The organism is Aquiflexum sp. (genome assembly GCF_041751335.1).
In the GTDB taxonomy this organism is placed as follows: Bacteria; Bacteroidota; Bacteroidia; order Cytophagales; family Cyclobacteriaceae; genus Aquiflexum.
On sequence record NZ_JBGSXS010000217.1, the window covers coordinates 25,299 to 39,570 of the forward strand.

General features: G+C 41.9%; 11 protein-coding genes. 8 read left to right on the forward strand and 3 right to left on the reverse strand.

The features are described 5' to 3' along the window. Positions 1-290: 290 nt before the first annotated feature. On the reverse strand, positions 291-2,261 hold the full coding sequence (locus ACEW8U_RS11615; RefSeq protein ID WP_373522208.1) for a glycoside hydrolase family 127 protein: 1,971 nt from the start codon (positions 2,259-2,261) through the stop codon (positions 291-293). 225 nt (positions 2,262-2,486) lie between these two features. Here ACEW8U_RS11615 and ACEW8U_RS11620 point away from each other — a divergent pair, with 225 nt between their 5' ends. The 5 genes from ACEW8U_RS11620 (at position 2,487) to ACEW8U_RS11640 (ending at position 8,758) form a co-directional block, all read left to right on the forward strand. Further along, positions 2,487-2,798 carry a hypothetical protein gene (locus tag ACEW8U_RS11620; RefSeq protein WP_373522209.1) on the forward strand — a complete coding sequence of 104 codons (312 nt, stop codon included), beginning with the start codon at positions 2,487-2,489 and terminating at the stop codon, positions 2,796-2,798. A gap of 230 nt (positions 2,799-3,028) precedes the next feature. Beyond that, on the forward strand, positions 3,029-5,968 hold the full coding sequence (locus tag ACEW8U_RS11625; protein WP_373522210.1) for a PVC-type heme-binding CxxCH protein: 2,940 nt from the start codon (positions 3,029-3,031) through the stop codon (positions 5,966-5,968). 20 nt (positions 5,969-5,988) lie between these two features. Continuing rightward, positions 5,989-7,236, forward strand: a complete 1,248-nt coding sequence (locus ACEW8U_RS11630; protein WP_373522211.1) for a polysaccharide deacetylase family protein — start codon at positions 5,989-5,991, stop codon at positions 7,234-7,236. A gap of 15 nt (positions 7,237-7,251) precedes the next feature. Further along, positions 7,252-7,956, forward strand: coding sequence for a 6-phosphogluconolactonase (locus tag ACEW8U_RS11635; protein ID WP_373522212.1), 705 nt, complete (start codon positions 7,252-7,254; stop codon positions 7,954-7,956). Between the two features lie 4 nt (positions 7,957-7,960). After that, positions 7,961-8,758, forward strand: a complete 798-nt coding sequence (locus ACEW8U_RS11640) for an SDR family NAD(P)-dependent oxidoreductase (protein WP_373522213.1) — start codon at positions 7,961-7,963, stop codon at positions 8,756-8,758. 6 nt (positions 8,759-8,764) lie between these two features. Here the strand turns inward: ACEW8U_RS11640 and ACEW8U_RS11645 are convergent, their stop codons facing one another. Continuing rightward, complete coding sequence (locus ACEW8U_RS11645; protein ID WP_373522214.1) at positions 8,765-10,093, reverse strand: GntP family permease; 1,329 nt, start codon at positions 10,091-10,093, stop codon at positions 8,765-8,767. Positions 10,094-10,290: 197 nt separating this feature from the next. On the opposite strand from ACEW8U_RS11645, the gene ACEW8U_RS11650 reads away from it, so the two are divergent. Further along, on the forward strand, positions 10,291-11,100 hold the full coding sequence (locus ACEW8U_RS11650) for a phytanoyl-CoA dioxygenase family protein (RefSeq protein WP_373522215.1): 810 nt from the start codon (positions 10,291-10,293) through the stop codon (positions 11,098-11,100). A gap of 53 nt (positions 11,101-11,153) precedes the next feature. Then, entirely contained in the window at positions 11,154-11,930 is a 777-nt protein-coding gene (locus ACEW8U_RS11655; RefSeq protein ID WP_373522216.1) for a phosphatidylinositol-specific phospholipase C/glycerophosphodiester phosphodiesterase family protein, read from the forward strand. 153 nt (positions 11,931-12,083) lie between these two features. Here the strand turns inward: ACEW8U_RS11655 and ACEW8U_RS11660 are convergent, their stop codons facing one another. Then, on the reverse strand, positions 12,084-12,560 hold the full coding sequence (locus ACEW8U_RS11660; protein ID WP_373522217.1) for a cupin domain-containing protein: 477 nt from the start codon (positions 12,558-12,560) through the stop codon (positions 12,084-12,086). An 852-nt stretch (positions 12,561-13,412) separates the two neighbouring features. On the opposite strand from ACEW8U_RS11660, the gene ACEW8U_RS11665 reads away from it, so the two are divergent. Beyond that, on the forward strand, positions 13,413-14,272 hold an 860-nt coding region (locus ACEW8U_RS11665; RefSeq protein ID WP_373522218.1), incomplete at its 3' end, for an alpha/beta fold hydrolase.

The following is a 14,272-nucleotide window of genomic DNA, read 5'->3' on the forward strand; positions in this document are numbered from 1 at the left end:
TGCTTTGCATAATCTATAATTGAATAAGGGTTTTGGTTCAATCGTGTCTTATGCCTCGCCTTGTCATTTTGAACGAAGAGAGAAATCTGTTTCCCGACTTGGGTAAAAAGACCTCTTCCGCCACGGCGGAAAAGACCTGCCGTCGAGGTGATAAGGATAGTGCTTTTTATACTCTTCCAGGTTGATATGAGTTCACTACCTTCCTCCAATACCTACCCCACATCTGTCATCCCACAATTTCCAACACTTCCCTGCTTCCAAACTTCAAACTCCCCTAATTTCCCACTTCCTCAATAATTCACCTTCAACTCCTTCACCTTGGTCGGCAACCAAACCTGCATTTCATTGGCCCCACGATTGGCCCAGGTGTAGTAAGGGATAGCAGTGATTTGTTGTTTTTGGGTGAGCACACTGTTATCATCTTCACTCACTGTTACCACATTGACCTCACCCTGAATGGCCATCACTTTTTCCTCAAGCACCCGATATTCAACTGCCTCAAAACTGCTATTTTCCGGGACAACGATATTCCAGGCTTTCCCCTCGTTGTCCGCACCTTCCACGCAATAGACCATAGGACCTCTTTGTAGTGCAATCCTGTCCCGATTGGCCTCTACTTCATTTCTTGACCTGATTTTCCTGACTTCCATGGGAAGTTTATAGGTAATGACATCTCCTTTTCCCCACTTCCTGTCAATGGTAATGTATCCATTTTCCAGATTGTGTGGCACCGGTCTACCGTTCAACATTACTGCATAAGTCTGCTTGCTTTTTTCTTCAAATTGGTACAATCCACCTGGCACAGCTTCCTCCTTGGCCCAACCCGGCAACCTCATTTTCAATGCATACTTTGTCTTTTTTTGAGGATTCATGGCAATTGTAATCTCACCATCCAAGGGATAATTGGTACTCATTTCAAAAGGAACCTCCACTTTACCCATTTGGAAAGTAGTTGTACTCCCAATAAAGAGATTGACCAAAATGGTATTTTCGGAGGTTGCGTAAATATAATCACCGACTGAAGCCACCAAACGGGAAATATTTGAAGGACAGCAAGCTGTTCCAAACCAAGCTCTGCGAGAATGTTGCCCATTCGAAGCCAAAGGATTTCCATAAAAAAAGCTGTCCCCTTTCAGGCTCAATCCATCAAGGGCCGCATTGTAGAGACTTCGCTCCAAAACATCCACATATTTGGAATCTCCTTCCAGGGAATTCATTCTTTGGTTCCAGAAAACCATCCCCACCGAAGCACAGGTCTCACTGTAGGCCCGCTCGTTGGGAAGGTCATAATCCAATGAAAATCCCTCATTGCTACCTGAAGAACCGATTCCCCCGGTGATGTACATGTTTCTATGAACCACATCCTCCCAAACTGTCTTCATGGCATTCATATAACCATCATCTTTCTTGGCAGCGCCTACATCGGCGGCACCTGTATACATATACATGGCCCTGACCGCATGACCTGTAATTTCTTTCTGATCTTTAACAGGAACATCATCTTGGGCATATTTTGGTCCCCAGTGTGGATTGGTCCAAATCGCCTCTATACCATGTCCCCTACCCCTTTGGTCCAAAAACCAATCGGACAATTCCAGATACTTTTCCTCATTGGTGACTTTGTACAATTTGACCAAAGCCAATTCGATTTCCTGATGACCGACAACCCAAGGGGTATTGCTTTGTCTGAACTGCTGATCGATATGGTCAGCCATTTTGATCCCCACATCCAATAATTTTCTCTTTCCTGTGGTCTGATAATAAGCCACGCCTGCTTCTATCAAATGTCCTGCACAATAGGCCTCGTGTTTGTCCATGTCTTTCCACCTGTTTGCCAATCCGGTCAGGGTATAGAAAGTATTGATATAGCCATCTTCCTCTTGGGCAGCGGCAATTTTATCAATCCACTCATCAGCTTTTGCCTCCAAATCAGCATCCGCATGGTTTTTCAAAGAGTAGGCAATAGCTTCCAAAGCTTTGTAGACATCACTGTCATCGTAATAAATCCCCTCATGCTTTTCATTTGACCGTCTCGCTGCTTTTTCGAAATTACGGATCCGACCGGTTTCCACCTCTGTTTGTTGGATGCAAACCTGTAAAGTGGTATTGGCCACTTTTTCCAGTTTAGGCTTCCAAAAACTGTCTGTAATGGTTACTTGGGAGAAGCTGACAGGCTCAAGCCTTATTAGGTCAGATTGAGCATTTAGCGGGCCAATGCCTAAGGTAATGACGGTTATCATGAAAAGCATTAAAGTCCTCATTGGTTTGTATTTTGGGTTGGATTTTAATTTCATTTTAAAATGTAATAAGCATCAATCTTATATGTATCACTTTTTTGATGGGCTGTGATTTTTTTGGTTCAATAGTGGCAATGGCCTCCAATTTTGTCATTTCGAATCCTGAACATTTCGTAAATGTTCAGAATAGGTAATTATATCAGGTTACCCGGTAGGCAGTCGTCATCCTGGGTCCCCAACATTTTTAAAATGTTCAGAAAAGGAATGACATCAAGTTACCCCCTAGGCAGCCGTCAATCTGAGGTAAGAAGAATCTCCAGAGGTCCTATTTATGTTTATAATACATTTCCTGATCCTCGAGAGACCCTTCTCCCGATAGCCAACGGGATCAGGGTGACGGCTGCTCCGATTTATGTCATTGGTAGGTACGAAGAATCTCCAGCGGTCCTATTTATGTTTAATTTAATCATTTGCGGATCCTCATGGGACTTCTCCCGAGCTATCGGGATCAGGGTGACAGCGGCTCCGGTTTATGTCATTGGTACGAAGAGAGAAATCTAATCCTCCGATATAAGAATACACTCCAATAAAACCTATTGTATAAAATACTGCAAATCATTACATTTAGAATTATCGCTTAGCCAAGGTATATCCCAATAAATATTTTCCTGAAATTCCATTGATTCATTTATCCCTAATCACCCTGACCCAAAGTAATGCCAAAAGCTAATCATGCCCTTTTATTTCTCTTGTTTGCATGCCTTTCCTGCCAAAGACCAAGCAATGATCCCATGGAAAGATCATTGGAGAATGCACTTCAGACCTTTGAGTTGGAAGATGGATTCCAGATTGAACTGATTGCTGGAGAGCCATTGATTTCAGATCCTGTGGATATGGAAATTGATGAATTTGGCAGAATGTATGTCGTGGAAATGCATGGGTATCCCCTAGACCTAAGTGGAAGCGGAAAAATCAAACTCTTGTCCGATACTAACGGAGATGGCAGAATGGATCAAAGTACGGTCTTCGCTGAAAATCTGGTTTTGCCTACAGGCATACTCCGATGGAAAAAAGGACTCTTGGTCACAGACCCTCCACATGTTTATTACCTGGAAGATAGTGATGGAGATGGCAAAGCGGATATCAAGGACATTGTCTTAACGGGATTTGCTGTATCCAACCCACAACACAATGTCAACAGTCCAAGATTGGGTTTGGACAATTGGATCTATCTCGGTCATGAACCTGCGGTATCAACCAATACTTTTCAGGATTTATTAGGAGATAGGGGTTCTGAAATCCATTTCCCTTCCTATCCAGATGGGGATCGTTTACCTCAAAATGCAGGTGGCAGAAGCGTTAGATTCCGTCCAGACAGTTTCGAATTGGAAGTTTTAGCTAGCCGCACCCAGTTTGGACATACTTTTGACAAATGGGGCCATCGGTTTGTGATCAACAACAATAACCATATCATACAGGATGTCATTTCTGCTAGGTACCTCAATCGAAATCCCTATCTGCTGGTTTCGCAAAGCACTGAATCCATTTCTGACCATGGCAATGCCGCAGAGGTATTTCCCATCACCAAAAATCCTGAGCACCAACTCTTGACTGATTTGGGAGTAATGACTTCGGCCTGTGGTATCACAACCTATCTTGGTGGGGCTTTTTCTTCAGAATATGACATGGCAGTTTTTATTGCCGAACCTGTCAGTAATATCCTGCACATAGATTTGCTTTCTGACAATGGGACACTGTTTAAAGCTAGCCGCCAACACCCTAACAAGGAATTCCTTGCTTCCACCGATTCCTGGTTCAGACCGGTCAATATGTATATCGGTCCTGATGGCGCGCTTTACCTTCTTGATTATTACAGGCAGTATATTGAACACCCTGAGTGGATGGCCGAGGATGTCGTGAATTCCGGGGCATTGTATAATGGGACAAACAAAGGGAGAATTTACAGAATTACCCCGAAAGGGACCAAGCCCTTGGACTGGTCCAACAAATTGAAGTTGGGTGATTTTACAAATGCAGAATTGATTGAAAAATTGGCCGACCCCAATATTTGGTGGAGAAGAAATGCCCAGAGACTTTTGGTGGATAGTAAAATTTCAGAGATTCCTGATGAGTTATTTGAAATGGCAAAGAATAATCAAAAGCCTGAAGGTAGGGTTCATGCTTTGTGGACCTTAGAAGGTCTTGGTAAAACAACTCCAGAACTGATCATCAATGCGCTGTTACATAAAGAGGCGGGAGTACGGAAAAACGCTATTCAGATTGCAGAACTTCATTTACACAAATACCCGGAACTGGAAACTGCTTTGCTTCAACTGATTTCCGACAATGATCGCAAAGTACGCTTTCAGCTGCTATGTACGCTAGGATTTTTAAAAAGTGAAGCCGCTTCCTTGGCTAGGGGAAAATTACTGTTTGGAAATATTGAGGATGAATGGATGCAAGTAGCTGCTTTGTCCGCCCCATTTGAGGAAAACAAAACATTGATGCAAGCTACCTTGGTAAATTATCAGCAAGATAACCCTGCCTATGGCACATTGGTACGGCGATTAAGTGCCATGACAGCCTCCAGTTTGGATAAAGATGCTATCATGGATTTAATCAATAAAGGCACTAATACCAACTCAGGATATGAAAGTCACTGGCAAGCACCTCTTTTGAATGGCCTGGCCCAAGGACTCCAAAATAAAAAAATTCAGGGACCCACCTTCCGACCTGCTGAAAATATGCTTTTGACTGCCTGTTTTGAAAATCCTTCCATTCAGGTCAGACAGGCCTCTTTGGAACTTCTGAAAGTTTTAGGTGTAACCGAGTCTTCACAGTCAAAAATCTTAAAAGAAAAAGCCAAAATCATCGCAGCGAATAAAGTCCTGTCTGAACAAGAACGAGTTATCGGCATCAATTTTCTTTCCCTGTTCAATTCAGAAGAAAATAAAATACTTTTCAAAAGTCTGCTAAGGCCCATTGAACCAAATGACGTGCAGTTGGCAGCCCTTAAGGCAATAAGCCGCATTCCAGATATCTCAGCAGCAGAAATGGTGGTAGAATTATGGCCAACATTTACACCTGCAATCCGGGAAGAAGGGTTGAACACTTTAATGGTCAACAATGACAGGGTCAGTATTTTGTTGGATGCCATGGAAAATGGAATCATCCAACCAAATAATCTTGGGTGGCCAAGGAGTGTCAGGCTGATGAACAATTCCGATATTCCACTCCGTACCCGTGCCAGATTACTGATCAACAAAGAAGAAAAAAGCATCGAGGAAATCCTGCAACAGTACCAAGCTAGTCTGACCTTAAATGGCACACAATTAAAAGGTCAAACTGTATATCATGAGAATTGTGCCATTTGCCACAAGATGGGTCAGGATTTGGGTAAGGCATTTGGTCCTGACCTTGCTACCATGAAAAACAGGAGGCCTGAAAATATCCTCAGTGATATCCTTCTCCCCAATCTTTCCATTGCAGATGGCTATGACCTTTGGGCTTTAGAAATGCAAAATGGTGAAAGTTTGCAAGGGTTGATTGCTTCAGAAACTCCGACAGCAATCCTTTTAAGGTTTGCCGGAGGCCAAGAAAGAAGTATAGCGAGACAGGATATCAGGTCCTTGACAGTGATGGAAATGTCCGGCATGCCTTCAGGCCTTGAAAACAACATTAATCCACAGAAAATGGCTGATTTATTGGCCTTCATCCTTAAAACCAAATAAACTCAATCTTAAAACCCACCATGACTGTATTGAAATCTAACCATATCCTCATTCAATTCCTTGTGCTTTTGACTTTTGTAAATCAGCCTTTGGCACAAGGCCAAAACTTCCCATGGCCGGAAGGGAAAAAGATGGCGCTTAGTTTAAGTTTTGATGATGCCCGCGCAAGTAATACAAGGTTAGGAATTCCGCTTTTAGATGAATACGATATCAAAGCCACTTTCTTTGTGCATCCTGCCAGTGTGGAAAAAGACCTTAGCAACTGGAAAAAGGCTGTTGCTAACGGCCATGAAATTGGAAATCATTCCATTCTGCATCCTTGCAGCGGAAATTTTGCTTGGTCAAGAGAGCGGGCATTGGAAAATTATACCATGGATAAAATGAGGGCGGAGTTGGTTCAGGCAAGTAATGAAATCGAAAAACTCCTGGGTGTAGTTCCACAAGTGTATGCGTATCCCTGTGGACAAAAATTTGTCGGAAAAGGAATCCATACCCAAAGCTTGGTACCCCTGATTTCTGAGATGTTTCTGGCAGGAAGAGGTTGGATGGATGAAGCCCCTTCCGACCCGATTTATGCTGACCTGGCACAATTGACAGGCATGGAAATGGACCAATTGGAATTTGAGGAAATATTGCCTTTGATTGAATCCGCTTCCAAAAACGGCCAATGGCTGGTACTGGCGGGACATGATATGGATCATTCAGGAGATCAAACTACCCGTCTGAGCATGTTGAAAAAGCTGTCTGAATATGCCAATGATCCAAACAATGGAATCTGGATGGCTCCTATTGGTACCATCGCCAAATATGTCTATGAAACAAGATCTTCCATTGCTGACACCATGAATATTCCCCAACTGGTCAGGCCATCCAAAGATGGTCAACTCCAACTGACCGCTGAAAATGGCAGAGGGAAAGGCCCTGCCATTAAATACATGCCTGAGTGGAAATCTTTTGGCTGGTTTACCTCCAATGATAGCGTACTGTGGGAAGTGGACGTGCCAATGGATGGTACTTATGAAGTCTGGCTGGATTGGTCAGTTTCTGATGAGGAGGCCGGAAAAGAATTCGTTTTGACAGCTGGAAAAGAAAAGTTATTAGGAATAGTGGAGAAATCAGGATCATGGGAGACTTTTCAAAAAAAGTCCATAGGGACGATCAAGTTGAAAAAGGGCTACGAAAAGGTAATCTTTAAATCCAATGAAGCCTTTGAAGAGGATGGGGCCATATTGGATTTGAGGGAAATTATCTTAATAAAAAAAAACTAAAACCTATTCCCAAAGATGAAAATAACCTACTGTAAAGATTACTCATCAATGAGCCAAAATGCTGCTCAAATAGTAATGGATGAAGTCACTTCCAAACCTGATCTGCTTTTTTGTGCTGCCACAGGAAATTCACCGACAGGGATGTATGCCGGTATGGCAGAGAATAAAGAATTGTTCGATAAAATGAGTGTGATAAAAATGGATGAATGGGGAATCATCCCTCTTTCTCATCCGGATTCCTGCGAAAGCTACCTTCAAATGCATCTATTGGGTCCTTTGGAAATTCAGGAATCTCACTATACAGGTTTTGATACTGCACCCCAAATTGTGGATCAGGAGATCACCCGGATGCAAAACTTTATTTCCCAAAGTGGACCATTCGATATCTGTATATTGGGATTGGGAAAAAACGGACATATTGCTTTCAATGAACCGGATGGATACTTAGAACCGGAATTTCACAAGGCCAAATTAGCTGCATCCACTATTCAGCATGATCCATCTTTGTCACAGGGAAGTGAACCTGCTTTTGGGCTTTGCGTTGGCATGAAGGACATTATGTTGAGCAAAAAAATAATCTTTCTGGTTACCGGAAAAGGAAAACAGACTGCCATTGATCAGATTTTGTCAAAAAAAATCACAACCCAATGTCCTGCCTCTTTTCTGTGGATGCATCCCAATGTGGAATGTTTGATTGATAATTTAAGTATTGAAAAATAATATTATGGAAAACTTAGAAGAATACAGTAAACTACCGGGAATTAAGCTTTTTGATCTTAGTGGAAAATCGGCCATCATCACAGGTGGTTCAAAAGGTTTGGGGTTGGCAATGGCCGCAGGATTGGCCTCAGCAGGGGCAGACATCATGTTGGTAAGTCGAAACCTAGCTGAAGGGGAAGCTGCTGCAAAGGAATTATCCAAAACTTATGGCATTAAATGCTTAGCTTTTTCGGCAGATGTTTCGGATCAAAAGGAGACAGAAGCCATGGCAAAAGCTGCCATGGATGCCTTTGGTAAGATTGATATTTTGATCAATTCTGCCGGAATCAATATCCGAGGCCCCATTGACGAACTGACCTTAGATGATTTTTCCAAAGTCATGGATACCAATGTCACCGGAACTTGGCTTTGTAACAGGGCTGTCACCCCACATATGAAAAATGCCCAAAAGGGAAATATCATCAATATGGCCAGTACGCTGGGAGTAGTTGGTCTGGCAAACAGGACCCCATACACTTCCAGCAAAGGTGCCGTGGTCCAAATGACACGGGCTTTGGGATTGGAGTTGGCACCATTCGGAATCCTGGTCAATGCCATTTGTCCTGGACCATTTCTCACTGCCATGAATGTTCCTATTGCAAATACAGAAGAAGGCAAGAAGTTTATCGTTGGCGCAACAGCACTGGAAAGGTGGGGGCATCTAAAGGAAATTCAAGGAGCCGCCCTGTTGCTGGCAAGTGAGGCCGGAAGCTATATGGTCGGTTCCCTGATTACTGTAGACGGAGGCTGGACAGCACGTTGATTATTTCTAATAAAACAAAGAAATGATGAAAATTACAGAGATTGCAGTAAGGGACAAAATCAAAGTACCCAAACTATGAGTCTTGTTCCCTTGTCTAATGGACATGCCTGAAAGCTGGGTAACTGCCCAGAAAAAACTGTCATTGGCATGGGAAATCGCCATGGCCCCTGCCCCGATCGAAAGCACAGCAAAAACCTTCATGGTTTCTGAATCCAATCCCAAACTTCCCAATAAAGGTGCGATTATGGAAGCAGTCGTAATCATGGCCACGGTGGATGAACCTTGGGCTGTTTTTAATGAAAAAGCAATCAAAAATGGTAGAAATATCCCCCAACTTGCCCCACTCATATATTCACTTACCAAATCGCCTATTCCTGAATTTTGAAGCATTTTACCAAAAACACCACCTGCACCCGTAATCAAAATGACGGGTGCTGCAATCTGAATAGCTTCTCCCATCCACCCACTGGCTGATAATAGTTTGCGGTCAAATTTGGTAGGAAGTGTAAAGGATAAAATCACCCCCAATAACAAGGCCATGACAGGACTGCCCACAAATTCAATGATGGAAACCCATTCACCATCCCCAAATGGCTTTGAGGGATACTTGGCAATGGATGCCAAAATGATCAAAACCAATGGAACGATGACTGGAAGGAAGGATTTAGTAGCAGTTGGTGGTTTTGTTGCAACAGTTGTCAAATCAATTTCCGCCAAAACAGGCTCCAAAGGAATCTTTGATACAAAATTTCTAATAAAAAAGTATGCAGGAATCAGCGCAACCAAGCTGACGATAATCCCCCAAAAGATGATCATCCCCAAATCAGCGTCCAATATACCCGCTGTGGCTATTGGACCGGGAGTTGGTGGAACCAAAGAATGGCTTGCCGTTGCCCCTAATGCAATCGCAATAGTCGTGGCAGCATAAGGAACTTTGCTCTTGAGCGAAAGGGATTTGCTGATAGGATTCAGCATGATAAAGGTGCTGTCTCCGAAAACAGGAATAGACAAAATATAGCCGCAGATGAGCATGGCTTTGGTGACCGATTTCTGACCAATCCAGGAAAGGATTTTTTCAGCTATTACCAAAGCCCCGCCTGTTTTTTCAAGAAAGGTACCCATGATCACGCCAAACAAAATCAGTAAACCAATATTACCTAAAACACCCCCAAAACCGTCAGAAATGGATTTAAGGATAAGGTCAGTAGACATCCCCGACATCAGGCCATACAGAATGGCTCCAACAAAAAGCGCTAAAAAAGGATGGATATCAAATTTGACAATGGCCACTAATATCAGTGCCAAGGCCAAGAGGATGGTCAAAAGTATCAGCATTTGGGATGGTTTGATAAGGTTACAATGGGCAGAAATTCATTTCAGGTAGACAATTTAAGGAAAATTCTCAATTGGCATTGGCTAAGACAGAATTTTGAGATTTATGAGCTCATTCGATATTTTGCAAGTAAAACCGAATTGCATTAACTTGCCATCATTGTAGAAATGGAATCAACCAAATAAATAACAATAACCCAATGAACCCTAACTTGCAACTTCTCAACCAAACCTATTCTGTCTCAGACGAAGCCAAATCTTTTTACCTTGAAAACCGCTTTATCAAACTCAAAAATGTGCTGAGCCCCGAGGTGATCGCCCATTTCAATGAGGTGATCAGCAAGGAAGTGGACAAATTGAATACCCAAAAAGCACCTGTAGAGGAAAGGGACACTTACGGCAAGGCCTTTTTACAGATTTTCAATCTTTGGACAGAAAATGAAGAAGTCGCCAAGTTGGTGTTGAGCAAAAGGTTAGGGCAAATTGCCGCAGACCTGATGGGTTGTGAGAAAGTCAGGATTTACCACGATCAGGCATTGTTCAAAGAGGCCGGAGGAGGAATCACGCCTTGGCATGCAGATCAATTTTATTGGCCGATTGATACGGATAGGACTATCACCGCTTGGATTCCTTTGCAGGAGACTCCATTGGAAATGGGAGCCTTGGAATTTTCGGCAAAAAGCCATCAAATTGTATTTGGAAGAGAATTGGCTATTGGGGACGAATCAGAGGTTCAGATCAAAAAAAATCTCCGGATCAATAATTTTGAGCATGTCATTGAGCCTTTTGATTTGGGAGAGGTCAGCTTTCACTCCGGTTGGGTTTTTCATAGGGCCGGAGCCAATCACACTGATCAGGTCAGGAAAGTGATGACGATTATCTATATGGATGCCAAATCCAAACTAAAAAACCCCGAAAACGACAATCAGATCAACGATTGGAATACTTGGTGCCCTGGGGCAGAGATAGGTAAAGAGATCAATAGTCCGTTAAATCCAATTGTAGAATAAGTAGTTAAAATTACTCATAATTAACTTTCAAAAGTATTTTTCCATTTTTGGATATGAAAAAAATCTGTCTTCTTATCATTTGCTATTTTTTGAATTTCCATTTTTCAATAGCTCAGGAATACAAATCCTTTAAACTCCATTCCCACAACGACTACCTTAATAAGGTGCCTTTTTGGGAAGCATTTATAGCAGATTGTGCTTCTATTGAAGCAGATGTGATTTTAAAGGAGGGAGAACTGATGGTCGCCCATGAAGGGGCGACTATTAAAAAAGAAAGGACCCTAAAAAGCCTATATCTTTCTCCTATCCAAAAGGCAAAAGAACTCGGGCTTGTGGATGATTTTGGTTTTCACTTATTGATTGACCTCAAAACCGAATCCTATTCCACCTTGGAAGTATTGGTCAAACAGTTGAAGGAATTTGAACCGATGTTATATTCACCCGCCAATCAAAACGGATTAAAGATCATCGTATCCGGAAACAGGCCGAAAGTGGAAGATTACTCTGATTACCCCTCTTGGATACTTTTTGATTATCAAAGTAGGACCTTGAATGATCAGCTTCCTTGGGAAAAGATCGGGATGGTCAGTTTGAATTTCCGGAAGTTTTCTGTTTGGAACGGAAAAGGCAGTATAGTCGAGCAGGAAAAAGAGAAGCTGATTTCTTTTATCCAACAAGTACATAGCTTTGGGAAACCGGTAAGATTTTGGGCTACCCCTGATTCCAAATCAGCTTGGAAAGCATTTTATGACCTCGACATAGATTATATCAACACGGATATGCCGTACGAGGCAAGCCAATACCTAAGCAATCTTGATAAAAACATTTGAATTTCACAGCTACCGATATCAGCGGAAATCCATTAAATCAGCGTCATCTGCGTGCAATAAAAAAATAAGAATGAATCAGGCCCGACAGATAGTTTCAGAAAACAGTAGATTCAACCAAATCAATTGTCTTCACTTGTATGACTCATTCGCCAATTATGTTAATTTTTTAATAATCTCACCATGTTCCGGCCATTTCCCCAATAGTTCCTCCGCACTATACATCTTAAAGTCCTTGAAATCAAAACCGGGGGCAACTACACAGGAAACCAAAGCATAAGAATTCTCATCTTCCACGGTTGAACCAAAAATCGCCCCTTCGGGCACCAATTGCTGGGGCTGTCGGCCTTTTTGGTCAACAAGTCCAACCAATAATTTTTCATATCCATTGTCAGACAAGAGGTGGACAGCCAACGGGCTTCCCTCATGGTGAAACCATATCTCTTCACCTGCGATGCTGTGAAACTTGGAAACGTCTGAGGAAGTCAACAGAAAATAAATGGATGTGGCCAAAGACCTTTGGCCATTATCTGTTTCAATCCCTAAGGAAGATCGGTATGTCTCAGAATAAAACCCGCCTTCAGGGTGTGGTTGGAGATTCAGCTTTTCTGTCAATTCTTTGATGCGGTCCATAATACTTAATTTGAAATGTGATAATAAGTTATTTTGCCCGAACCCAAGACATCTAGGAAAAACTTTTCGTACAGGTGATTGAATATGAAAAAGAAATGCATCTTATTAATCTTGGTCTCATTTGCATTTCTGAATTCCTGCATGGAAAATGAGCATAATGGGTTCTGTCCATCGATCTGTCAGTGATTATGAATCGAGATTATATGGTGCATTGATAGACTTGACCCATTACAAAATCATTCAAAACCGCCTTTCCATAACCTTTGGCGATGGCAGCTAGGAAATGTGGTGGGTTTTAATGGAAAACTAGAATCTGGTATTCATTCCCTAATTGAGAAATTCGAGAGATGCTTCCTTCGTCAGCATGACTTAAACCCATCTCATTAATATATCCAAAAAGCATTTTTTTGTGGATAACCTTGAAAATTCAGTGGATAATCTGTGGGAAAATTGTGGGAAAATAAAGGGTAAAAAAATTGCTAAGGATACTAATAAACAGTAGCTTTGATTATATCAAGTGAGAGATAAAAGGCTGAAAGTAAAATTTCAGACAATGATCCAAAACTCGTGATGAAAGTGTAAAGGGGCTGATACTTCAAAGTTGAAAGTCTGAGACGGTTTACCGCAGAAATACTTTAATCAAGCCTCAAAATCGAAAGGTGGAGATTGCTAGAGTTTGAAATCTAAAGTTAAGCACTCGGGCAACTGAGGAAAAAGTCACAATAACTGTAGCTTGGCATGTTTTGAGGACTATGGTTTTCAAGTCATGGAGCGGGAAAAATTCGAAAGAGTTTTTCCCGTTTTTGTTTTTTCGACTACTTCAGGAAGATTTGCTTATATCAAAAATCCACCATGAAAATAAAGGCTACATCCTATTTCAAAGACGAAATCAAGGATAGAGCGTATTTTGAACAATGGGTAAAACAACTCGAACAAGCCAATCAAAGAAAGTATGAGCGCATCGAGGTCGAAACTTCAATAGGGAAAACTCAGATCTGGGGTTTAAACACAAATGAAAACCAATTGGAAACCTTGGTGATATTCCCCGGTGCAAGGACAACATCTCTGATTTGGGATTTTGATAGGGGTCTTGATAATCTGAACCGAAAATTTAGGGTCTTTTTGTTGGAAACCAATGGTTTGCCAAATCTGAGCGATGGGTCCACACCGGATATCAAGTCAATAAATTATGGAGTATGGGCCAATGAAGTTTTTGACAAGCTAAACATTGAAAAGGCGTTTGTTGCAGGTGCTTCTTTTGGGGGATTGATCTGTATGAAACTTGGAATCACAAATCCAGAACGGATAAAGGCAGCGTTTCTTCTTAACCCGGGCTGTCTACAATTTTTTTCGCTTGGCTTGACAAACCTTTATTACAACATTTTACCCATCCTCAGCCCAACCCCAAAAAATGTCCTGAAATTTTTGGACAAGGCCATTTTTGCAAAGCCTAACCACCAACTCTCTCCTTATGCTGAGCGAATGTTGGTGGATTATGAGGTATTTGCCATCAGTCGCTATATAGATAATACCCAGAAACCTTACTACATGAACCAAGAGCTAGCAAAAGTAAAAGCGGACACTTACCTCCTTCTCGGTGACAAAGACTTATTATTCCCATATCAAAAATCCATTGAAAATGCCAAAAAACACATCAAACCGCTGAAAGACATCAAGACCTTTCAAAATGTAGGGCATGGCATAGAAACCTA